The organism is Arenimonas soli (assembly GCF_014643775.1).
Lineage (GTDB): Bacteria > Pseudomonadota > Gammaproteobacteria > Xanthomonadales > Xanthomonadaceae > Arenimonas > Arenimonas soli.
The window spans coordinates 116,994-139,690 of the sequence record NZ_BMKC01000004.1 but is presented as its reverse complement, the minus strand read 5'-3'; the positions used below and the strand labels follow the sequence as shown (position 1 = coordinate 139,690).

The 22,697-nt window shown below is 70.0% G+C and carries 12 protein-coding genes; 10 read left to right on the top strand and 2 right to left on the bottom strand.

The genetic code is table 11. From position 1 onward, the window contains the following. Positions 1–128: 128 nt before the first annotated feature. From recC to IEX13_RS13820, 5 genes are read left to right on the top strand one after another with little or no spacing between them, the layout of a single operon-like run. The gene (recC, locus tag IEX13_RS13840; RefSeq protein WP_188665710.1) at positions 129–3,560 is read left to right on the top strand and encodes an exodeoxyribonuclease V subunit gamma; all 3,432 of its coding nucleotides are present in this window, start codon (positions 129–131) and stop codon (positions 3,558–3,560) included. Next, the gene (locus IEX13_RS13835) at positions 3,557–7,078 is read left to right on the top strand and encodes a UvrD-helicase domain-containing protein (protein WP_188665707.1); all 3,522 of its coding nucleotides are present in this window, start codon (positions 3,557–3,559) and stop codon (positions 7,076–7,078) included. The genes recC and IEX13_RS13835 overlap by 4 nt, the downstream gene beginning before the upstream one ends. Beyond that, a complete protein-coding gene (gene recD, locus IEX13_RS13830; RefSeq protein ID WP_188665704.1) occupies positions 7,075–8,793 on the top strand; it encodes an exodeoxyribonuclease V subunit alpha in 1,719 nt (572 codons plus the stop codon). Before IEX13_RS13835 ends, recD begins: the two co-directional genes overlap by 4 nt. A 41-nt stretch (positions 8,794–8,834) precedes the next feature. After that, positions 8,835–9,899, top strand: a complete 1,065-nt coding sequence (locus tag IEX13_RS13825) for an aromatic ring-hydroxylating oxygenase subunit alpha (RefSeq protein WP_188665700.1) — start codon at positions 8,835–8,837, stop codon at positions 9,897–9,899. Next, a complete protein-coding gene (locus IEX13_RS13820) occupies positions 9,899–11,956 on the top strand; it encodes an oxidoreductase (RefSeq protein WP_188665695.1) in 2,058 nt (685 codons plus the stop codon). The genes IEX13_RS13825 and IEX13_RS13820 overlap by 1 nt, the downstream gene beginning before the upstream one ends. Before the next feature lie 50 nt (positions 11,957–12,006). On the opposite strand, the gene IEX13_RS13815 is transcribed toward IEX13_RS13820, so the two are convergent. Then, positions 12,007–13,917 (bottom strand): alpha/beta hydrolase family protein, encoded by a 1,911-nt coding sequence (locus tag IEX13_RS13815; RefSeq protein WP_188665694.1) that lies wholly within the window; start codon positions 13,915–13,917, stop codon positions 12,007–12,009. A 117-nt stretch (positions 13,918–14,034) separates the two neighbouring features. Between IEX13_RS13815 and acnD the strand changes: the two genes are divergently transcribed. The 4 genes from acnD (at position 14,035) to IEX13_RS13795 (ending at position 19,681) form a co-directional block, all read left to right on the top strand. After that, a complete protein-coding gene (acnD, locus tag IEX13_RS13810) occupies positions 14,035–16,644 on the top strand; it encodes a Fe/S-dependent 2-methylisocitrate dehydratase AcnD (RefSeq protein ID WP_188665691.1) in 2,610 nt (869 codons plus the stop codon). Positions 16,645–16,648: 4 nt separating this feature from the next. Next, a complete protein-coding gene (gene prpF / locus IEX13_RS13805; RefSeq protein WP_188665688.1) occupies positions 16,649–17,839 on the top strand; it encodes a 2-methylaconitate cis-trans isomerase PrpF in 1,191 nt (396 codons plus the stop codon). A gap of 67 nt (positions 17,840–17,906) precedes the next feature. Next, positions 17,907–18,944 (top strand): hypothetical protein, encoded by a 1,038-nt coding sequence (locus tag IEX13_RS13800; protein WP_188665685.1) that lies wholly within the window; start codon positions 17,907–17,909, stop codon positions 18,942–18,944. A 47-nt stretch (positions 18,945–18,991) separates the two neighbouring features. Continuing rightward, positions 18,992–19,681, top strand: a complete 690-nt coding sequence (locus tag IEX13_RS13795; protein ID WP_188665682.1) for an SDR family oxidoreductase — start codon at positions 18,992–18,994, stop codon at positions 19,679–19,681. Between the two features lie 53 nt (positions 19,682–19,734). Here the strand turns inward: IEX13_RS13795 and IEX13_RS13790 are convergent, their stop codons facing one another. Next, positions 19,735–20,232 (bottom strand): DUF3293 domain-containing protein, encoded by a 498-nt coding sequence (locus tag IEX13_RS13790; protein ID WP_188665679.1) that lies wholly within the window; start codon positions 20,230–20,232, stop codon positions 19,735–19,737. A 74-nt stretch (positions 20,233–20,306) separates the two neighbouring features. Between IEX13_RS13790 and IEX13_RS13785 the strand changes: the two genes are divergently transcribed. Further along, complete coding sequence (locus IEX13_RS13785; protein WP_188665676.1) at positions 20,307–22,673, top strand: alpha/beta hydrolase fold domain-containing protein; 2,367 nt, start codon at positions 20,307–20,309, stop codon at positions 22,671–22,673. Positions 22,674–22,697: the final 24 nt, after the last annotated feature.

Here is a 22,697-nt window from a genome sequence, read left to right as displayed (position 1 = left end):
TTTCGGGGCGGGATGCCCTGACGGGCAAATCGCCCTTCACGGCCTTGCGAAATGCAAGGGCGGCGCGGTCTCGCGTCCTGCGACGCCGGCCGGGCAGTCTGGCCAGGGCAATCGGCTAGGCTGTGCGGATGCAAGGGGACTGGAAACAACGCGCCAGCGAGGGGATCACGGTGTTCCGGGCCAGCCGGCTCGAGGCGCTGCTCGAACCCCTGGATTACCTGCTGAGCACCCAGGCGCCGGCCTCGCCGCTGGCGCCGCAGACGGTGGTGGCCGCGCACCCGGGCATGCGCCAGTGGCTGGCCGGGGCGCTGGCTGGCGAACGCGACCTGGGCAGCATCGTCGCCAACCTCGACATCGTGCTGCCCACGACCTTCCTGGACGGGCTGGCCCGCCAGGTGCTGGGCGAGAACGCCGTGTCGCCGCGCGGCTGGCGCCGCGAATGGCTGCGCTGGCGGGTGCATGAACTGCTCGAATCGCCGTCCGATCCCGCCCTGCAGGCCTATCTCACCGGTCCTGACCGCGCTCTGCGCCGGTTCCAGCTGGCCGACCGGCTGGCGCGCATCTACATCCAGTACATGGCCTACCGGCCGGACTGGCTCGACGACTGGGGTTACTCGCGGGACACCTTCGACGGGGCCGGCTTCCATCCCGGCCTGTGGCGGCAGCTGCGCCAGGCGCTCAAGGAGCCCCATCGCGGTGAACGCCTGATGGAGCTTGGCGCCAGGCTTCGTGCCGGCGGCGTCGAGGTGGGCGCCACCGACCCGCTGCACGTATTCGGCCTGAGCCACATGGCCCCCGCTGAGCTGGCGGTGCTGCAGGCGCTGGCCGTGCACCGGCCGGTGGTGTTCTACCTGCCCGATCCCTGTCGCGAGTACTGGGCGGGCCTGCGCAGCGAACGCGCGCGGCTGCTCGAGCTCGCCGCCGATCCGCATGGCGAGGACGCCACGGCCTATTTCCTCGACCAGGGCCACCCGCTGCTGGCGGCCTGGGGGCGGCTGGGCCAGCACTTCATGCTCAGCATCCAGCAGCTGGAAGCCTCGCTGGACATCCGCCATTTTCGCGACGAACGCGAAGGCGACGACAGCCCGGTCCGCCTGCTCGACCGCACCCAGCAAAGCCTGCGCACGCTCGACCCGGCGCTGATGGCCAGCGACGGGCGTTCGCGCGAAAAACGACTTCAGGACCGCAGCCTGCGCGTGCACGCCTGCCATTCGCGCCTGCGCGAACTCGAAGCCCTGCGCGACGCCCTGCTGCGCGAGCGCGCCGAAAACAAAAAGCTCGAGCCCGCCGACATCGTGGTGATGGCGCCCGACATCGGCGCTTACCTGCCGCTGCTGCCGGCCGTGTTCGGCGAACCCGGCCGCGCCGAAGGCCCGCTGCCCTACCACCTGGCCGACGTGCCGATGGCGCGGGCGCAGCCGCTGTTCTCCGCCTTCCGGCAGCTGCTGGCGATGCCGAGCTCGCGCCTGACCGCGCCCGAGCTGGTGGATTTCCTGGCCCAGCCGCCGGTGCTGCGGCGCCTGGGCCTGGACGAAGGCGATCTCGACACGCTGACGCAATGGCTGGCGCGGGCCCGCGCCGCCTGGGGCCTGGACGGCGCCACGCGTGCGGCGCTGGGCGTGCCGCCGACCGAACCGCACACACTGGCCTGGGCCATGGACCGCCTGGTGGCCGGCTTCATCCACGGCAACGAGGCCGACGACGACATACTGCGCCTGCCCGACAACGACGCGCTGGTGCCGGTATCCGGCGTGGCCGGCAGCGCCAGCACGGCGCTGGGCGCGCTCGACCACCTGCTGCAGCAGCTGGCCGGCCTGCGCGCGGACGTAGCGGCCGAACGAACGGCGTCGGAATGGGCGCGCCGGCTGGAAGACCGGCTGGACGCCCTGTTCCTGCCCGATTTCGACGACCCGCGCGGTCCCGAGGCCATGGACCAGCTGCGCGCGCTGTTGCGTTCGCTGGCCAGCGAGCCGGGCGAGCTCGGGCTCGACCCGGTGCTGGCCTTCCCGGTGGTGAAGCAGTGGCTGGAAGAGCGCCTCTCGTCCGTGCCCGAACGCCAGCGTTTCCTGGCCGGCGGCATCACCGTTTGCGGCATGGTGCCGCAGCGCGCCATTCCCTTCCGCGTGGTCGCCGTGCTGGGCCTGAACGAAGGCGAATACCCGCGCAGCGATGCGGACGCCGGCCTGGACCCGATCGGCCGCCCCGGCCTGCGTCGCCTGGGCGACCGTGACGTGCGCAGCGACGACCGCTATCTGTTCCTGGAAACCCTGATGTCGGCGCGCGACGCCCTGCACCTGAGCTACGTCGCCTTCGACCAGGTCGGCGGCAGCGCGCGCAACCCGGCGGCACCGCTGGCCGAACTGATGGCGGCACTGCCGCCCGGCGACAAGGACGAAGCCGGCGAGCCGCGGGCACCCACCTGGCGCGTCGACCACAAGTTGCAGCCGTTCCACGCCGACTATTTCAACGACAGCGATCCGCGCCTGTTCTCCTTCAGTGCCGGCTTTGCCGCCATGGTCGGTGACGAGGCTGGCGCCATGACCCTGCTGTCGGACGCCGCGCCACCGCCGGATGCCGACGTCCGCGAAGTCTCGATGGCCGAACTGCGGCGCTACTTCCGCGACCCCGCCCGCGTGCAGCTGGCCGATCGCCTGGGCGCGCGCCTGGACGCGCTCGACGACGGTGGCCTGACCGAGGACGAGCCGCTGGAAGCGCGCATGGAACGGCTCGATTCGCCGGCGCGTGCGCTCTGCCTGCATTTCCTCTCTCATCCCGACGCATCGCGCGACGTGTCGGCGCCGGAAGCGATGCAGCTGGCCGGGCTGCTGCCGGCCGGTCGCCTGGGCGAGGCCGCCTGGCAGAAGGAGCTCGACGCGGCGCTGGCCGTGGACGCCACCGCGCGCGAACGCGATGAACTCAAGCCGCTGCTGGCCGCCGGCCTGCCGCCGCCGACGCCGCTGCCGATGCGCCGCGACTTTGGCCGCTTCCATGTCACCGGTGACCTGGGCACTGGTTACGACGGCGGCGATGTGCTGTACGTGCTCGACGTTTTCCCCAATCGGGAAAAGGAAAACGCCCTGGACCTGCGCGAACGCCTGCCGCTGTTCCTGGCCTGGGCGATGGTGCGGCTGGCGCCGGAGAACGCAGGGCGGGCGGTGCATCTTTGCGCGCTGGTGCAGAAGGAAGCCGGCAGGTCCAGGGACTGCAATTGGCAGGCGGGCATCGCGCGCTGGGACAGCGACTACCTGCGCGCGCCCGACAAGACGCCGTTCCTCGAAGATCTCGAAGCGAACGTGCTTGAACTGCTGGAACTCTGGGCGCACCCGGCCACGCATCCGGCCTGGTACTTCCCGCGCGCTGCCGCGGCGCTGGCCATCCGCCAGAAGGACGATGCCGCCGAAGGGGCCTGGCAGGCCGAGCGCGGCTACGCCCCGGGCTACGCACGCCTGTTGGGTCGGGGCCTGGACTTCGAAGAAGGCACGCCACACTTCGAACGGCTCAAGGCTGGCGCCGACGACCTGATGCGGCTGATCACGCCGGGCGGGGAGGGCGCTCAATGAGTGGGCTGATCCGCGTCCGCCACTGGTCGGAGCTGCCGCTGGACGCGCCCGGCCGGTCGCTGGTGGAAGCCAGCGCAGGCACCGGCAAGACCTGGACCATCGCGGTGCTGTACCTGCGGCTGCTGCTGGAGCCGGCCAAGGCATTCACCGTCGACCAGCTGGTGGTCACCACCTTCACCGACGCCGCCGCGCAGGAGCTGCGTGAACGCCTGCGCCAGGCGCTGCGCGACGCGCTGGCGCTGGCCGACGCCACCCGTGCCGGCAACCCGGCGCCGGAAGCGCCGGACGACAGCGAAGCGTGGTTGCTGCAGCGTTGGGCCGACGGCGAGTCCCTTGCCGAAGATCGCCGCCGCCTGCGCCTGGCGCTGGCCGATTTCGATCGCGCGCCGGTCGGCACGCTGCACGGCCTGTGCCAGCGCATCCTGGTCGAGCACCCGTTCGACAGCGGCAGCCGCTTCGAAGTGGGCGAGCCCACGTCGGGGCAGGCGCTGTCCGAAGAACTGGCGCGCGACGCCTGGCGCGTGCTGCACCAGGGTGGCGGCAAGGTGCCGGCAGGCTTCGACCTTGATGCGCTCAAGCTCTCCACGTTCACGAAACAGCTCAGGCAGCTGATGGCGCCTGGCGTACGGATCGATGTGATCGAACTGGCGCAGGTTCGCGCAGCCTTGCCGGTGGACTTCACCCAAGGCCTGCGCGAACTCGCGGACGACAAGGCGACCTACGTCCCGAAGAAGACCGCGCTTGCTGCGGCCATGCGCGAGCTGGCTCAATTCCTGGACGGTGAAGATGAGTCGCTTCGAACAAGCGCACTGCCTTACCTGCGCAAGATCGCGCTCGAAGAGTTCGTGATCCCCGAACGGATCGCCGATTTCGACGGGCATTCTGCGATACAGGCACTTCGACAGCACCTGCCGGCCATCGAGGCCGCGCTTGAGGCGCCAACGCTTCGCTTCTGGCAGCAGCAGGCCGAACAGACCCGGCAGTGGCGTGACGAACGCCTGGCCGCACGCGGCCAGGTCACCTTCGACGAAATGATCCGGCGCGCCCACGCCGCCATAGTCGCCAACCCGGCGCTGGCCGACGCGCTGTTCGACGCCTGGCCGGTGGCGCTGGTGGACGAGTTCCAGGACACCGACGCACAGCAGTACGGCATCCTCGACCGCCTCTATCGCGACGCCGACGGCATGCAGCGCGGCCGCCTGGTGATGATCGGTGACCCCAAGCAGGCGATCTACGGGTTCCGCGGCGGCGACATCCACGCCTACCGACGGGCCCGCGGTGACGCCCAGCACCTGCTGGAACTGGGTACCAACCACCGCAGTTCGCGGAATTATGTGCAGGCAGTGAACCAATGGTACGCCGCCGGCAGCGAGACGCTTGGCCGATCCGGCAGCGATGACGTGCAGTACCGGGAGGTCAGCGCCAGCGATCGCCGCGACGCGGCGCCGTACAGCATCAACGGCGAGCCGCTGGCCTGTCCGCTGCAGGTGCACTACCGCGACCCGGCACCCGACGGCCAGCCCAGGCGCCGCCGGGATGCGCTGGTCGCCTGCGCCAACCGGATCGCCGCGATGCTGGCATCGGGCGAACACCGCATTGGCGACAAGCCGCTGCAGCCCGGCGACATCGCCGTGCTCGTGCCCACCAACCGCGACATCGCCAGCCTGCGCGCCCTGCTGCAGGCGCGTCGCGTGCCCTGCGTCGGAGGCGCCCGTGACAGCGTCTTCGCCGGCGACATGGCGTTCGAGCTGCACCTGCTGCTGGTCGCGGTGCTCGACGCCGACAACGAACCGGCCCTGCGCGCCGCGCTGCTTACCCGGCTGTGGGGCGGCGACCTGGCGATGCTGGCCACGCTCGATGCCCACTCGCCGCTTTGGCCCGCCATCTCGGTGCGCCTGGCCGCGCTGCGCGAACGCTGGCGGCGCGAGGGCGTACTCGGCCTCACCCGTCAGCTGGCGCAGGAAGCGGCCCCGCGATTGCTGGCGACGCCCCGCGGCGAACGCGAACTCACCGACCTGCACCACCTGGGCGAGCTACTGCAGCAACGGGCCGAACGTGGCGGTGGTCCACGCGAGCTGCTGGCCTGGCTGGGCGACCAGCGCCGCGACGAAGGCGATGCCGACAGCGCCGACGAGCGCCAACCCCGGCTGGAGTCGGATGCGAAGCGCGTGCAGCTGATGACCCTGCATCGCAGCAAGGGCCTGGAGTTCAACGTGGTCTTCCTGCCGCTGATGTGGGCCCAGGGCGGCGGCGTCCAGCACCGTCCTTACCTGGTGCCGCTGCCGGAGGGCGGCCGGCGCGCCGCCTTCGACGAGGCCGCGAAGCTGGCCGCGAAGTGGGAGGGACAGGACGAACGCTTCCGCACCCTGTACGTCGCGCTGACCCGGGCCATCCATGCCTGCCATGTTTACGCCCTGGATCCGGAACGCACGGCGTCCAACAGCAAGACGCCCAGGGCCGATCCCGACCGCGCGCCACTCGACGCCATGGTGGCGCGTGTGCTCGACGACAGCGCCACCGGGTCGATGCCGCAGGTGGCGTGGCACGAAGACGACTGGTCGGGCGACGACGCTTCGTTGCCGCCCACGCCCGTGGATGTGTCGCGGCGCACGGTGCCCGACCCCCCGGCGGACGCGCCGCTGCGCCAGCGCCTGAGCTTCTCGACGCTGGTGAGCGGGCATCGCGCCGCGCCCACCGAAGAAGCCCCGGCCGACGATGAGCCACTTGCCAGCGAAGCACCCAACATCGAAGCGGGCGACGACGCCGCGCATCCCGAGCTTTTGGCGCTGGCCAGCGTGCGCGGCCCGGCCTTCGGCAATGCCCTGCATGCCGCCTTCGAGCATCGCCGCCAGGGCGAACCGCTTTTCGAACAGCAGCCGCTGCTGCATCGCGAACTCGACGCCTACGGCGTGCGCCCGAACGAAGTCCCCTTCGACACCCTGGTGCCGGCGCTGGCGCGGCGCATGGACGACGCCCTGGCGGCCGGGCTGCTGCCCGGCCTCAGCCTTGGAGCAGTGTCCCCGCAACGCCAGCGCGCCGAAATGGCCTTCCACTTCCGTCTCGACGCCGCCCGCCTGTCGCGCCTGCGCGACGCCTGCGCCGCGCATGGCGATCCGGGCCTGGTGCCGCCGCTCGCGGTCGACCGCCTGCGCGGGCTGATGACCGGCAAGATCGACCTCGTGTTCGAACACGAGGGTCGTTTCCACGTGCTCGACTACAAGGGCAACTGGTTGGGCGACCGCGTGGCCGACTACACCGGTGCGCCACTGCGTGCGGCGATGGACCACAGCCACTACCGGCTCCAGGCCCTGCTCTACACGCTGGCGCTGCACCGCTTCCTGCGTCAGCGTTTGCCGGACTATGCGCCGGCGACGCATCTTGGCGAGTTCATCTACCTGTTCGTGCGCGCCGCGGGTCTGGGTCCCGGTGCCGGCGTGTATGCCGAGCGTTTCCCCGACGCCCTGGTTGCCGACGTTGACGCTGCGTTCGCGGAAGCCGACAAGGAAGCCACCGCATGACCGCGCCCCGCTACGAAGCGCGTCCGCCGATCGTCGGCAGCGAGGGCCCGTTGCACGAACGCGCCCTGGCGCGGGCGCTCGCCCGCTGGGTGCTGGGCCATGGCGGCAGCGAACAGCTGGCGGTGCTGGCCGGTCGCGCGGCAGTGGCGGAACTCGCCGGCGACACCGCACTGGCGCCGCTGGACCAGGTCGTTCGCGCAGCCCTGCGCCGCGAGCCGCTGGTCGGCGACGGCAGTACGCCGTCGTCCTTCGTGCTCGATGCCGACGGCCGGTTCTTCCTGTGGCGCAACCACCAGCACGAAGGCGACGTGGCGGCGGCCATCGCTGCCCGCCGCGCAGCGGGCACGCCCTTGCCCCTGGCGGACGAGCTGCTGTCGGCGCTCTTCCCCGGCGGGGATGCCGGGCTCGATGGTGCGCAGCGCGCCGCGGTGAGCGGCGTCGGTGGCCGCCGGTTCTTCGTGCTTACCGGCGGCCCGGGTACCGGCAAGACCACCACCGTGCTGCGCATGCTGCTGCGCCTGCAGCGCGACGGCGTGGCGGGCGAGGGCATCGCGGTGGCGGCACCCACCGGCAAGGCCGCGCAGCGCCTGGTGCAGTCGCTGCGTCAGGAGTCCGCGCGGCTGCGCGATCATCTGTCGGCCGACTGGCAGCCGGCGCTCGACGCGCTGCCGACCACCGAGGCTCTGACCGTGCATCGCCTGCTCGGCTGGTCGCCCGCCGTCAACGCGTACCGACGTGGGCCCGAATCGCCGATCGAGGCGGGCATCGTCGTGGTCGACGAAGCCTCCATGCTCGACCTGTCGCAGCTGCGTGCCCTGCTGCGCGCGCTGCGCGAGGACGCGGTGCTGGTGCTGGTGGGTGACGCCGACCAGCTGAACCCGGTCGGCGCCGGTTCGGTACTGATGGACCTGGTCGCCGTGCTGGAGGCGCAAGGCGCCGTCGACATCGTGCGCCTGCGCCACAGCTTCCGTGCCGACGCCATGTTGCAGCCGGTCAATGCCGCGGTGCGCGAGGGCGATGGCGAGGCCTTCGCTGCGGCACTGGCTTCGGCCGGCGATCGCGCCAACCTGCGCACCGTTGAAACCGCTGCCGCCGTCGCCCGCGAAGCCCGGCGCTGGGCCGACGGTTTGGCCGAAGCCGGCCCGCCAGCGGGGGCGGACGAGCCCACCGACGCCAGCGCCGCGCTGCGGCAACTAGCCGATCGGCAGCTGCTGTGCGCACTGCGCGATGGTCCCTATGGTGCCGACGCCCTCAACGCCGCCATCGAAAGCCACCTGCGCCTGCGCTGGCAGGTGGCCGCGGACACTGTCTGGTATCCGGGGCGCGTGGTCATGATCACCCGCAACCATTACGGCGCCGGCCTCTTCAACGGCGACCTGGGCCTGTGCCTGCGCGACGGCAGGGGCCGGCTTAAGGTCTGGTTTGAAAGCGAGGCCGGTGCCAGGGCATTTGCCCCGGGCGCGCTGCCCGCCCACGACCCGGCCTGGGCCATCACCATCCACAAAAGCCAGGGCAGCGAATACGGCCACGTCGCCGTGCTGCTGCCGCCCGATCCCGAGCACCGCATCCTGTCGCGGCAGTTGCTATACACCGGTCTGTCGCGGGCCAAACGTTCGGTGGAAGTCTGGGGGCCGCAGGCCAGCCTCGACGCCGCGCTGGCAAGGGCGGTGCGGCGCGCCGGCGGCTTGGCCGCGCGGCTGGAACGCCTGGGCTGAAGCTGTCCCGCGAAAGGGTTGCGCCGGCTTACACTGCCGACATGGACGCGAACCTGCCGCCGCTGGAAACCGCCACCGCGCTGCCCGCCCGCCACTACGCGGGCGAGGCGGCCTTCCTGCGCGACCAGCGCGCGGTCTTCCCGCGCAGCTGGCAGCTGGTGGCGCATGCCGACCAGCTGGCTGACGCCGGAGACCATGTGGTCGACCAGGTCGGCCGGCTGCCGGTGATCGTGGTGCGTGGTGCCGATGGCCTGCTGCGCGGCTTCGCCAATGTCTGCCGGCACCGCGCCGGCCCGCTGGCCCTGTGCAATGGCAAGGGCGCCCGGGCCCTGCACTGCAAGTACCACGGCTGGACCTACACGCTGGAAGGCCAGCTGCGCTCGGCGCCGGAAATGCAGGGCGCCGCGGATTTCGACGTGGCCGACCTCCGCCTTCCGGCGCTGCGCGTCGCCGAGTGGCAAAGCCTGGTCTTCGTGGCGGCCAGTGACGACGTCCCCGACTTCCAGGATGTCTACGGCGGCATCGCCGAACGCATCGCGCCGATTGATCTCGCCGCGCTGCGTTTCGCCCGCCGCGACCACTACGACCTGGCCTGCGACTGGAAGGTGTACGTGGACAACTTCCTCGAGGGCTACCACCTGCCGCACGTGCATCCGGGCCTGTCGAAGGTGCTGGACTACCGCGCCTACGACACGCAGCTGCAGCCCTGGAAGTCGCTGCAGCACTCACCCCTGCGCGACGCCGGCGGCGCCAATGCCTACGGCGAGGGCGAAGCCTTCTACTGGTTCGTGTACCCGAACGTGATGCTCAACATCCTGCCCGGCCGCCTGCAGACCAACCGCGTGCTGGCGCGGGGGCCGGGGCGCTGCCGGGTGGAGTTCGACTACTACTACGCGCCGGGTCCGGCCGGCGAGGCCCTGGCCGCGGCCGACCGTGAGTTCAGCGACGAGGTGCAGGCCGAGGACATCGCCATCTGCGAAGCGGTGCAGCGCGGCCTGGATTCGGGCAGCTACGAGGCGGGGCGGCTGTGCCCGAAGCGCGAATCGGCGCTGTGGCATTTCCACAACCAGCTGCGTGCGGCCTATGCCGCCGACGGGCCCGACTGATGCGCGACCCCCGCTACGATCCGCTGTTCGAACCGATCCGGATTGGCCCGGTGACCGCGAAGAACCGCTTCTTCCAGGTACCGCACTGCAACGGCATGGGCCACGCCATGCCGCTGGCGCACGCCGCCATGCGCGAAGTGAAGGCCGAAGGCGGCTGGGCGGTGGTGTCGACAGAAGAATGCGAGATCCACCCCAGCTCCGACCTCACGCCCTATGTCGAGGCGCGGCTGTGGGACGACCGCGACATCCCGGCGCTGGCGCTGATGTGCGAGAAGGTGCATGCCTTTGGTGCGCTGGCGGCGGTGGAACTGACCCACAACGGCCCGGCGGCCTCGAACCTGTTCTCGCGCGAGGTGCTGCTGGCGCCGTCGCACCAGCCCACCAAATACGGCTATCCGCACCAGGCCCGGGCCATGGACAAGGCCGACATCCGCGACTACCGCCGCTGGCACCGCGAAGCGGCCGTGCGCGGCATGAAAGCCGGCATGGACATCGTGTACGTGTACGCCGCGCACGACCTGTCGCTGGCCATGCATTTCCTGCAGCGCCGCCGAAACCAGCGCACGGACGAATACGGCGGTTCGCTCGAGAACCGCGTGCGCCTGCTGCACGAGCTGCTTGAAGACACCCGCGACGCCGTCGGCCACCGCTGTGGCGTGGCGCTGCGCTTCGCCACCGAAGAAATGCTGGGCCCCGGCGGCGTCGAACTGGCCGAGGCGCGCGATATCGTGGCGATGCTGGCCGAGCTGCCCGACCTGTGGGACGTGAACGTATCGGCCTGGTACAACGACTCGCTGCCTTCGCGCTTCGGCGGCGAAGGCGCGCAGGAACCCTTCGTCGATTTCGTCAAGAAGACCACCAGCAAACCGGTGGTCGGCGTCGGCAGGTTTACTTCACCCGACACCATGGTGTCGCAGTTGCGCCGGGGCGTGATCGACATCATCGGCGCCGCGCGCCCGTCCATCGCCGACCCCTTCCTGCCGCGCAAGATCGAAGAAGGCCGGCCCGAGGACATCCGCGAATGCATCGGCTGCAATGTCTGCGTGTCGGGCGACAACACCGTTTCGCCGATCCGCTGCACCCAGAACCCCAGCATGGGCGAGGAGTGGCGCAAGGGCTGGCATCCCGAACGCATCGCGCCTGCGCGCAAACCCGCGAAGGTGCTGGTGGTCGGCGCCGGCCCGGCGGGCCTGGAAGCGGCGCGCGCGCTGGGGCAGCGTGGATTCGGGGTGTCGCTGGCCGAGGCCTCGAAGGAACTGGGCGGCCGCGTCAGCCGCGAAGCTCGCCTGCCCGGCCTGGCCGAGTGGGCCCGCGTGCGCGATTGGCGGCTGGGCCAGATCAACAAGTTGCCGAACGTCGCGACTTATCTCGACTCGCGTCTCGAGCCGGCCGACGTACTCGAATTCGGCGCCGAGCACGTAGTCATCGCCACCGGCGCCCGCTGGCGTCGCGACGGCTTCGGCCGCAGCCACGGGCTGGGCATCGCGGGCTTCGAAAGCAATCCGAAGGTATTCACGCCCGACGACCTGATGGACGGCCGCCTGCCCGAAGGCGAGGTCGTGGTGTTCGACGACGACGGCGGCTACCACGCCACCGTGGCTGCCGAACTGCTGGCCAAGTCTGGCCGGCGCGTGCACTTCGTCACGCCCGAGGACGTGGTCGCGCCCTGGGGCCAGTTCACGCTGGAGTACCGGCACGTGCGCAAGCGCCTGGCGGCGCTGGGGGTGCAGGTGCATGTCTCGAAGGTGATTGCCAGCTACGAAGGCCGCACGCTGCGGGTCGAGGACACCTGGTCTGGCGAGGTGCTGGAACTGCCCGCGGACGCCGTGGTGTCGGTCACCGCGCGGATTCCCGACGACGCGCTGTTCCAGGCGCTTGGCGGGCGCGAAGCCGCCCAGGGCGATGCGGGGGCGTTTTCCCTGCATCGCATCGGCGACTGCGAGGCGCCCGGTCTGATCGCGCACGCCGTGTACGCGGGGCATGCACTGGCACAGGGGCTGGGCGAGCCGGAAGAGGGGGGCGTGCGGTTTCGCCGCCACTTCCATCACGCGAGCTGACCGTCCCCTCTCCCCAGTCCCTCTCCCGCTAGGGGAGGGGAGCTTCGGAGTTATCGGTTGCCGGCGGTGTGCTTGTCGAGGAAGGCCAGCAGCTTTTCGTAGTAGGCCACCTTGCGGTCGAGGTCGACGAAACCGTGGCCTTCCTTTTCTTCCACGATGGTCACCTCCGGCGGATTGCCGGCTTCGGCCAGTTGGTCGCGCATGAACTCGAACTGGTCGATCGGGGCGCGCACGTCCATCTTGCCGTGGGCCAGCAGCACCGGCACCTTGATGCGCGCGGCGTTGTAGGCCGGTGACTGCATGCGCTGGGCTTCGGGGCCCTCGGGCATCACGCGGGCCATGAACTTGCGGCCCAGGTCCGATTCGCTGGTGTCGCCGGACTTGAACATCAGCGGGATGCTGTAAACGCCGACGTAGCCGGCCGTGCACTGCAGCGCGTCCGGCGCCAGCGCCGCCGCCTGCAGCGCCGAAAACGCACCATAGGAAGCGCCGTAGGCGCAGACCCGGCGCGGGTCTGCGATGCCCTGGGCAACCGCCCAGCCCAGGCCGTCGAGCAGGTCGCGCACCATCGCATCGCCCCACTGGCCGTAGCCCGCGGTCCGGAAGCGGCTGCCGTAGCCGTCCGAGCCGCGGAAGTTGAGCTGCAGCACCGCGTAGCCGCGGCTGGCAAGCAGCTGTGCTTCCGGGTCGAAACCCCAGCGATCGCGCACGCCATGCGGACCGCCGTGCGGCATCAGCACCAGCGGCAGGCCCTTGGCCTCGCGGCCCGGCGGAAGGGTGAGGTAACCGTGCAGTTCCAGTCCGTCGCGTGCCTTGAACGACACCGGCTGCATCGCGGCCATGGTGTCGGGCTTGATCCAGGAACGTTGCGCCAGCAGGAAGCGGGCACGGCCGGTCTGGGTGTCGAACAGGAAATATTCGCCCGGGTTGCGGTCGCCGTAGACGCGCACCAGGTACAGGCGGTCGTCCTTGCTGCGGCCCTCGAAGCTGAGCGCCTGGCCCGGGAATGCCGCCACCAGGCCGGCATAAACCTTGGCCACCGTCGAGTCCTTGTCCACGAAGCGGTAGTCCAGGCGGCCATCCTGGTAGGCCGCAGCCACCGGGCCGGCATCGCCCATCAGCAGGCCTTCGGGTTCGACTGTCCGCGAGGGCAGCACCGGCGTGGTTTCGCCACTGTCCATGTGCACCGCATCGATGCGGTGCGGTTCACCCTGGTCGCTGGCGGCCAGGAAAACCAGGTTGCGTTCTTCATCGATGGCCAGCGGAATGCGCTCGGGTTCGCCTTCGTCCCAGATCTTCAGCGGCGCCCAGCGGTCCTTGCGGCGCACGTAGGCGCCGGACTTTCCGTGGATGCGTTCGCCCCAGATGTAGCGCGGGTTGTTCTTGCTGTCGTAGACGATGCCCTGCACCACGCGCAGCGGCGTGAGGACCTTCATCGGGTTGCGCGGCCACTGCCCGCGCAGCGGGATGCGCATCACGTAGGTGGAATCCCCCGAGTAGTAGGACACCAGGATGCGCTCGGGGTCATCGGGCAGCAGGTCGACGATGCCGCCGAAGCCGCCGATCAGCGGCGTCGGGTCGCTGCCGTCGGCCTGGCCGACATACCAGCGGGTCAGGAAGACGAAGCGCAGGTCGTCGAGCAGGCTGCCGGTGAGCTTGTCGACCGAGAACAGGAACTGGTTTTCATCCTTCCAGCGCAGCGAGGACACGTAGTCGTCCTCGCCCAGCTGCAGGTTCACCACCGGCGCCAGGTCGGCGACCCGTAGCACCACCAGCGACCATTGTTCGTCCCGGCGCACCGTGGCCAGCAGGTGCTTGCCGTCGGGTGAAAGCGCCATGTCGCTGAACTCGGGCGACTGGAAGAAGTCGCGGATCGGCAGCGGCGCCGGCACCGCAGGGGCGGCCAGGGCCGGCGGGCAGGGCAGGATCAGGGCGAACAGGACGACAAGCACGAAGCGCATGGGCAGGGCCTTCCGGATGCGAGACGGCGGCAATATTAGCCGCTGCCGCGGGCCAGGGGTGCCTGGCCCCGCCACATTCCGGATAATGGCCGGCTTCACGCACCCGAGCCTTCCGCCATGAACTCCAGCTTCCGCAAGCCGCTGCCCGGCACGTCCCTTGATTATTTCGACGCCCGCGAGGCCGTCGAGGCCCTGCAGCCGGGCGCCTGGGACGGTCTGCCCTACGTGTCGCGGGTGCTGGCGGAAAACCTGGTGCGGCGCTGCGAGCCGGCGAGCCTGGATGCTTCGTTGCGCCAGCTGATCGAGCGCAAGCGCGACCTGGATTTCCCCTGGTTCCCGGCACGCGTGGTCTGCCACGACATCCTGGGCCAGACCGCGCTGGTGGACCTGGCCGGGCTGCGCGACGCCATCGCCGACCAGGGCGGCGACCCGGCGCAGGTGAACCCGGTGGTGCCGGTGCAGCTGATCGTCGACCACTCGCTGGCGGTGGAATGTGGGGGCTTCGACCCCGAGGCGTTCACGAAGAACCGCGCGATCGAGGACCGCCGCAACGCCGACCGCTTCCATTTCATCGACTGGACCAAGCTGGCGTTCAAGAACGTGGACGTGATCCCGCCGGGCAACGGGATCATGCACCAGATCAACCTCGAGAAAATGTCGCCGGTGATCGGCGTACTCGATGGCGTGGCCTATCCCGACACCTGCGTCGGCACCGACAGCCACACGCCGCACGTGGACGCGCTGGGCGTGATCGCCATCGGCGTCGGTGGCCTGGAAGCGGAAAGCGTGATGCTGGGCCGCGCGTCCTGGATGCGCCTGCCCGACATCATCGGCGTCGAGCTCACCGGCAAGCCGGGCCCGGGCATCACCGCCACCGACGTGGTGCTGTCGCTCACCCAGTTCCTGCGCCAGCAGAAGGTCGTGGGTGCCTGGCTCGAGTTCCACGGCGAGGGCGCGGCGGCGCTGACCCTGGGCGACCGCGCCACGATTTCCAACATGGCGCCCGAGTACGGCGCCACCGCGGCGATGTTCTTCATTGACGACAACACGCTCGACTACCTGCGCCTGACCGGCCGCACTGATGAACAGGTGGCTCTGGTCGAGAACTACGCGAAGACCACCGGCCTGTGGGCCGATGCGCTGGTTGGCGCGCGCTACGAACGATCGCTGCAGTTCGATCTTTCCAGCGTGGTGCGCACCATGGCCGGCCCGTCCAACCCGCATGCCCGCGTCGCCACCAGCGAACTGGCGGCGAAGGGGATTTCCGGCAGCCTCGAGGCCGGGCGTGCCCAGGAAGCCCAGGGCCTGATGCCCGACGGCGCGGTGATCATTGCCGCCATCACCTCGTGCACGAATACTTCGAACCCGCGCAACGTCATCGCCGCCGGCCTGCTGGCGAAAAAGGCCAATGCGCTGGGCCTGGTGCGCAAGCCCTGGGTGAAGAGTTCGCTGGCGCCGGGTTCGAAGACCGTGGCGCTGTACCTGGAAGAGGCCGGCCTGAAGCACGAGCTGGAAAAACTCGGCTTTGGCATCGTCGCCTTCGCCTGCACCACCTGCAACGGCATGTCCGGCGCGCTGGATCCGAAAATCCAGCAGGAAATCATCGACCGCGACCTCTATGCCACGGCCGTGCTCAGCGGCAACCGCAACTTCGATGGCCGCATCCATCCCTACGCCAAGCAGGCCTTCCTGGCTTCGCCGGCGCTGGTGGTGGCCTACGCCATCGCCGGCACCATCCGCTTCGACATCGAGAAGGATGCGCTGGGCCATGACGCCGACGGCAAGCCGGTGACCCTGAAGGACCTGTGGCCCAGCGACGCCGAGATTGATGCTTTGGTGAAATCGGCGGTGAAGCCCGAGCAGTTCCGCAGCGTCTACGAGCCGATGTTCAGGATTGCGGTGGAGTCAGGTGAAAAGGTGGCGCCGCTGTACGATTGGCGCCCGCAGAGCACCTACATCCGGCGCCCGCCGTACTGGGAAGGCGCGCTGGCCCGGCCGCGCACGCTCACCGGCATGCGCCCGCTGGCGCTGCTGGGCGACAACATCACCACCGACCACCTCTCGCCCTCGAACGCGATCATGGCCTCGAGCGCGGCCGGCGAATACCTGGCGAAGATGGGCCTGCCGGAAGAAGACTTCAATTCCTACGCCACGCACCGCGGCGACCACCTGACCGCGCAGCGCGCCACCTTCGCCAACCCGAAGCTGTTCAACGAAATGGTGCTCGAGGACGGCAAGGTGAAGCAGGGTTCGCTGGCGCGCCTGGAGCCGGAAGGCAAGGTGACGCGCATGTGGGAAGCGATCGAAACCTACATGGACCGCCGCCAGCCGCTGATCATCGTGGCCGGCGCCGACTACGGCCAGGGCTCCAGCCGCGACTGGGCCGCCAAGGGCGTGCGCCTGGCCGGCGTCGAGGCGATCGCCGCCGAAGGCTTCGAGCGCATCCACCGCACTAACCTGATCGGCATGGGCGTGCTGCCGCTGGAGTTCGAAGCCGGCACCACCCGCAAGACGCTCGGCCTGGACGGCACCGAAACCTACGACGTCACCGGCGACCGCACCCCGGGCGCGACGCTGACCCTGGTCGTGAACCGCCGTGACGGCAGCCGCGTCGAGGTGCCGGTCACCTGCCGCCTCGACACCGCCGAGGAGGTTTCGATCTACGAAGCTGGTGGCGTGCTGCAGCGCTTCGCCCAGGACTTCCTCGAATCCACCCAGGCCGCCTGACGCCATGACCCACGCACCCCAACTGAAGATTCCGGCCACCTACCTGCGCGGCGGCACCTCCAAAGGCGTGTTCTTCCGCCTCGAAGACCTTCCCGAAGCCGCGCGCGTGCCCGGCGCGGCGCGCGACGCCTTGCTGATGCGCGTCATCGGTTCGCCCGACCCTTATGGCAAGCACACCGACGGCATGGGCGGCGCCACCAGCAGCACCAGCAAGTGCGTGATCATCAGCCAGGCCAGCCAGCCCGGCCACGACGTCGATTACCTCTACGGCCAGGTGTCCATCGACACCGCCTTCGTGGACTGGTCGGGCAACTGCGGCAACCTCAGCACCGCGGTCGGCCCGTTCGCCATCGCCAACGGCTTCATCGACAAGGCGCGCATGCCTGAAAACGGCGTGTTCCCGGTCAAGGTCTGGCAGGCCAACATCGGCAAGACCATCATCTGCCACGTGCCCATCACGAATGGAGAAGTGCAGGAAACCGGCGACTTTGAACTGGACGGCGTCACCTTCCCTGCCGCCGAGATCGTGCTCGAATTCATGGATCCGGCCGATGACGGCGAAGAGGGCGGCGCGCTGTTCCCGACCGGCAACCTCGTGGACACACTCGAAGTGCCAGGTGTCGGCAGCTTCGACGCCACGATGATCAACTCCGGCATCCCGACCATCTTCGTGCGTGCGAAAGACATCGGCTACATCGGCACCGAGCTGCAGGACGCCATCAACGGCGACCCGGCCGCCTTGGCGCGTTTTGAAGCGATACGTGCCCACGGCGCTGTGCGCATGGGGCTCATCGGCGACGTTTCCGAGGCCCCGAAGCGCCAGCACACGCCCAAGATCGCCTTCGTCGCCCCGCCCACCGACCACGTCGCCAGCAGCGGCAAACCCATTGCCGCCGCCGACATCGACCTGTGCGTGCGCGCGCTGTCGATGGGCAAGCTGCACCACGCCATGATGGGCACCTGCGCGGTCGCCATCGGCACCGCCGCGGCGATTCCCGGCACCCTGGTGAACGAAGCCGCCGGCGGCGGCGACCGCCAGGCCGTGCGCTTCGGCCACCCCAGCGGCACCCTGCGCGTGGGCGCCGAAGCCACGCAGGTGGACGGCCAGTGGCAGGTGCGCAAGGCCATCATGAGCCGCAGCGCGCGCGTGCTGATGGAAGGAAAGGTACGAGTACCGCCGGGTACGGGCACCTGACCCCCTCGGCGCGGGCCGGCCGTTAAACTGGGCGCCCGTTCCAGATCCCTCCAGAAGGAAACCAGGAATGTCCACCTCGATGTCGCTTCATGCCGCCATCCTGCTGGCGGCCAGTTCGGCGGTCTTTGCGCAAGCTGCGCCCGAGCCTCTTTACGAGAAGGAGCTAAAGGCAGCCCAGGACCATCGTTTCGGATGTTTCGGCCAAGGCAGGGATGATGCCTGCGCTGCGATGGTGGCGGGCTACGAGCGCGCCATGAATGCACCGGACGCCACGGACGCCGTGCGCCATGCCCTGTTCGGGCGCCGCCTGCAGGTGGTGGCGGTCCGGGGGTCGAAGCTACGGGAAGCTGGGGACGTCGAGGCCGCCCTTCGGGTCCTGGAGCCGGGGTATGCGGCGATGGTCGGGCATTACGAGGGCGGCAAGCACTTCCACACTGTCATTGAAAACCTGCGCTTGCAGCAGGAGATGGTGCTGGCACTGGCATCGGCCGGCCGCACCGCCGAGGCCGAGGGCCTGCTGTCCGCCGCGCGGTCCGCCGCCGACTCGGTTTACGCGCAGCGCGCCCAGGCGGTGGGCAACAAGTCTGCGACCGAGCTGGTGTACCAGGCCTTTGTCGGCAGCGAGACGCTGGAGGCGGCCATAGGCGAATTCTTTCGGGACCAATCGCGTGCCGCGGATGCGGGCGGACAGGCGGGGGCTCGACGTGCGCTGGCCCTGGCGGCATACCAGCGCGCGGAGCAGTGGCTGCGCCGGAAAGTGGAGGCGGGCGTGCGCGGCGGCATGGACATCCGCGGCGACCTGCGCCTTTCGGAATTCCAGCTCGAGCAAGCCTCGCTACACCTGGATGGCGGCGCGAAAAAGGAAGCCGAAGACAACTTCCTGTCTGCGTCTGCGGTTTGCCTTTACCTGAATGATGACGACGTTGCCAACTTCAACCTCAGCCCGTTGCAGGGCGCGGAAGTGAACATTGCATCCTCGTACTGCCAGCGCGCCAGGCTCGGCTGGGGCCTCGCCACCGGCGAGGCGCAGAAGGAAATCGGCGAGGCAGTGGACAAGATGGTCGAGCAGCAGCTGGAGATCATGCGCGAGGCCGCCGGAAGCTGAGCGTGCGCGTCGGTTAAGATCGACGGGACGAATTGCAGGAGAACCTAATGTCCCTCAACGGAAAAACCATCGCCGTCACCGGCGCCTTCGGCAGCCTGGGCACCGCCGTCGTGAAAGCGCTGCTGGAGCAGGGCGCCACGGTCGCCGCGATCGACCTGGCCGACGCGCCGCGCGAGCCCAAGGCCCTGGGCGCCGCGCACCTGCACGGCGGCGTCGATCTTTCGGACGCGAAGGCCACCGGCGCGGCCTTCGACGCCATCGCCAACCAGCACGGCGGCCTGCACGGCCTGGTCAACATCGCCGGCGGTTTCGCCTGGGAAAAGGTGCAGGACGGTTCCACCGACACCTGGGACCGCATGTACCAGATGAACGTGCGCACGGCCGTGGCCGCCAGCCAGGCGGCGCTGCGCCACCTTCCCGACGGCGGCCGCATCGTCAACATCGGTGCCAACGGCGCGGTGAAGGCCGGCGCCGGCATGGGCGCCTACGCGGCGTCGAAGTCGGGCGTGATGCGTTTCACCGAAGCCCTGGCCGAAGAACTCAAGGGCCGCGGCATCACCGTCAACGCACTGCTGCCCAGCATCATCGACACGCCGGCCAACCGCGCCGACATGCCCGACGCCGATTTCAGCGCCTGGGTGCAGCCCGCGCAGCTGGCCGACGCCATCGTCTTCCTTTTGTCGGACAAGGCCAGCGCCATCACCGGCGCACTGGTGCCGGTGGTCGGGCGGGTCTGAGCCCGATTGCCGCCCCGCTGCCGGGCGCGTGCTGGCGGTTCTGAAGGCCCGGCCTAGTCGCGGGGGCCCGGCACCACGTCGGCCGGCCAGCATGGGACTTCGCCGCTGCTGGCCAGGGGGTAATGGCAGCCGGCGAGATGGGCGGTGCCGTCGGCCGTGATGCGCACCCAGGCGGCCTGGCGGAACTGGCGCGACAGCCGGTCAAGGGTGTCGTCGCCGCCGCCGAGCACCAGGAATCCGGGCTCGTTCCAGGCCCCGTCCTCGCTGCCGCCGTCCGAGGCCACGCGCACCAGGCCGAGGCCGTCGATCGCCGCGCGCAGGGCCTCGTTCGCCGCTGCGTTTTCCGCGTCGGGCTTTTGCTGGCCAAAGGGATTTTCGCCGGTGACCAGGCCCCCGTGGCTGACACCGTGCCGGGCCATCAGGGCGGCCATGGCCGGGTTGGGCTGGCCGATGCGCAGCGCGATCACCTCGCCGTCGCCGTGCACGCGATATACCGCGTCGGCGAAACTTTGCATCATCACGGCGGGGGGCGGATAACGCGGCGCGTCCATGTTGGCGAGTTTACCCCTGTCGCTGTCCGGCATACCTTGCCTATGCTGTTCACCACCCTTGCGAAGGCGACCCGATGGCTTCCCCCGACGCGCTGCGCGCAGCCCTGCTCAGGACGACGCTGCGGCTGTTGGTGAAGCCGGTATTGAACCCGCGCTTTTCCCCGGCCTTCCAGCGCCGCTGGATGGGCGCCCTGTCGGGCATCGGGCGCTTGCCGCGCGGGCTGGCAAGCACACCGGGCACCCTGGGCGGCGTGCCTTGCGACACCTGGCACGACCCGCGCGCCGCGGCCGTTCGTGATGGCGCGGTGCTGTTCCTGCACGGCGGCGGCTACACCACCGGTTCCTCGCGCACGCACCGCTGCCTGGCGGCGTGGCTGGCGCACGGCAGCGGCGTGCCGGTGCACGTGCTTGATTACCGGTTGGCGCCCGAGCACCCGTTCCCCGCCGCACTGGATGACGCGCTGGCCGCGTACGACGAACTCGCTGCGCGCGGGCCGGTGGTGCTGGCCGGTGATTCCGCCGGTGGCGGCCTCGCCCTGGCGCTGGCGCTGAAGCTGCGCGACCTGGGCCAGCCGCCACCCGCGGCGCTGGCGCTGTTGGCACCGTTGGTCGACCTGCGGGCGGACACGCCGTTGCCGCCAGTGCCCGGCGAAGCGCTGCTCAGCGAGGCCTGGGCCCGTGCCAATGCCCGCAACTATGCCGGCAACGACCTCGCCAACCCGCTGGTATCGCCGCTGCTGGCCGACCTGCGCGGCCTGCCGCCGACGCTCGTGCAGTTCGGCGGCGACGACAGGCTGTGCCCACAGGCGGAAGGCCTGGTTATGGCGCTCGAGTCCGCCGGCGTGGACGTACGCCGCGACTTCAACCCGGGCCGCTGGCACGTCTTCCAGCTCCATGCCGGCCAGCTGCCGAGTGCGAATGCGGCGGTGGCGCGCCTGGCGCAGTTCATCACCCGACAACTGGACGCCTTGCCGTCGAAACCGGCGCCGCGCCGCCACCACACCCTTATCCTGGGCGCCGGCATGTCGGGCCTGTGCGCCGCCATCAACCTTCAGAAAGAAGGCCTGCACGACTTCGTGATGCTCGAACAGAGCGACGGCATCGGCGGCACCTGGTGGGACAACCGCTACCCGGGCGCGCAGGTGGACGTGCCGGCGCCGGCGTATGCGTTTTCCTTCGCGCCCAATCCACGCTGGCGCCAGCGTTTCGCCGACGCGCCCGAGATCCAGGCCTACCAGCAGGCCCTGGCGGAAAAGCACGGCCTGTCCGCGCGCCTGCGCCTGGGCACGCGGCTGGCCGAGGCAGGTTTCGACGAAGACAGCGGGATGTGGCATTTCCGCACCGAACGCGGCGAACGGATAGAAGCCCGCTACTTCATCTGCAGCACCGGCCCGCTGAGCCAACCGCGCTGGCCGGACATCCCGGGCCTGGACGATTTCCAGGGTCACCGCCTGCACAGCGCACGCTGGGACCCCGGCGTGCCGCTGCAGGGCAAACGCGTGGGCGTCATCGGCACCGGCTCGACCGCCGTGCAGCTGATCCCGCCGGTGGCGGCGCAGGCGGCGCGGACGTTCGTATTCCAGCGCACCGCGAACTGGGTGCTGCCGCGGCTCGAGCGGCGCTATCGCTGGTTCGACCGCTGGCTGGCGCGGGTGCCACCGCTGGCGGCCGGCGTGCGGCGGTTCTGGGTGGCTTTCCTGGAACTGGGCCGGCGCGGCTTCGAAGAAGGCAGCCTCATGCGCCGGCTGATGCTGTGGCAGGCGCGCCGGCACCTGCAGGGCCAGGTGGCCGACCCGGCCCTGCGCGCCGCACTCGTGCCGGACTACCCGCTGGGCTGCAAGCGCATTATCTACGCCAACGACTACTACCCGACCTTCGCGCAGGGCAAGGCCGAGCTGGTGACGGCGGGCATCGAAAGCATCACCGCCACCGGCATCCGCTGCACCGACGGCAGCGAGCGCGAACTCGACGTGCTGGTCTGCGCCACCGGATTTGAAACCGTGCACCTGCTGCAGTCGGTGCGCATCACCGGACGCGGCGGCCAGGCCCTGGAACATGCCTGGCGCGACGGCCCCGAGGCCTGGCACGGCATCAGCGTGGCCGGCTTTCCGAACCTGTTCCTGCTGCTGGGCCCCAACACCGCCACCGGCCACACCTCGACCCTGCTCTACATCGAGCCCGCCGTGCGCCACGCCATCGCCTGCATGCGCGCCGTTGAAGCCGGCGGCCACCGCGCCATCGAAGTGCGCGAGCACGTCATGCGTGCCCACAACGCCGACATCCAGCGCCGCCTGTCCGGCTCGGTCTGGGCCCAGTGCCGCAGCTGGTACCGCATGGACAACGGCAAGGTGGTGGCGATCTTCCCGGGCTATACCGCCGAATACGCCCGCGCGGTGGCCCGCCCGGATCCGGTCGCGTACCGGCTGGACGGCGGTCCTTGAGCGGGCAAGGAATTTTCGGGCTTG

What these genes read in the sequence shown, in the direction of transcription:
- recC (WP_188665710.1), top strand. Translation starts at nt 129, where the DNA reads ATGCAAGGGGACTGGAAACAACGCGCCAGCGAGGGGATCACGGTGTTC.
- IEX13_RS13835 (WP_188665707.1), top strand. Translation starts at nt 3,557, where the DNA reads ATGAGTGGGCTGATCCGCGTCCGCCACTGGTCGGAGCTGCCGCTGGAC.
- recD (WP_188665704.1), top strand. Translation starts at nt 7,075, where the DNA reads ATGACCGCGCCCCGCTACGAAGCGCGTCCGCCGATCGTCGGCAGCGAG.
- IEX13_RS13825 (WP_188665700.1), top strand. Translation starts at nt 8,835, where the DNA reads ATGGACGCGAACCTGCCGCCGCTGGAAACCGCCACCGCGCTGCCCGCC.
- IEX13_RS13820 (WP_188665695.1), top strand. Translation starts at nt 9,899, where the DNA reads ATGCGCGACCCCCGCTACGATCCGCTGTTCGAACCGATCCGGATTGGC.
- IEX13_RS13815 (WP_188665694.1), bottom strand. Translation starts at nt 13,917, where the DNA reads ATGCGCTTCGTGCTTGTCGTCCTGTTCGCCCTGATCCTGCCCTGCCCG.
- acnD (WP_188665691.1), top strand. Translation starts at nt 14,035, where the DNA reads ATGAACTCCAGCTTCCGCAAGCCGCTGCCCGGCACGTCCCTTGATTAT.
- prpF (WP_188665688.1), top strand. Translation starts at nt 16,649, where the DNA reads ATGACCCACGCACCCCAACTGAAGATTCCGGCCACCTACCTGCGCGGC.
- IEX13_RS13800 (WP_188665685.1), top strand. Translation starts at nt 17,907, where the DNA reads ATGTCCACCTCGATGTCGCTTCATGCCGCCATCCTGCTGGCGGCCAGT.
- IEX13_RS13795 (WP_188665682.1), top strand. Translation starts at nt 18,992, where the DNA reads ATGTCCCTCAACGGAAAAACCATCGCCGTCACCGGCGCCTTCGGCAGC.
- IEX13_RS13790 (WP_188665679.1), bottom strand. Translation starts at nt 20,232, where the DNA reads ATGGACGCGCCGCGTTATCCGCCCCCCGCCGTGATGATGCAAAGTTTC.
- IEX13_RS13785 (WP_188665676.1), top strand. Translation starts at nt 20,307, where the DNA reads ATGGCTTCCCCCGACGCGCTGCGCGCAGCCCTGCTCAGGACGACGCTG.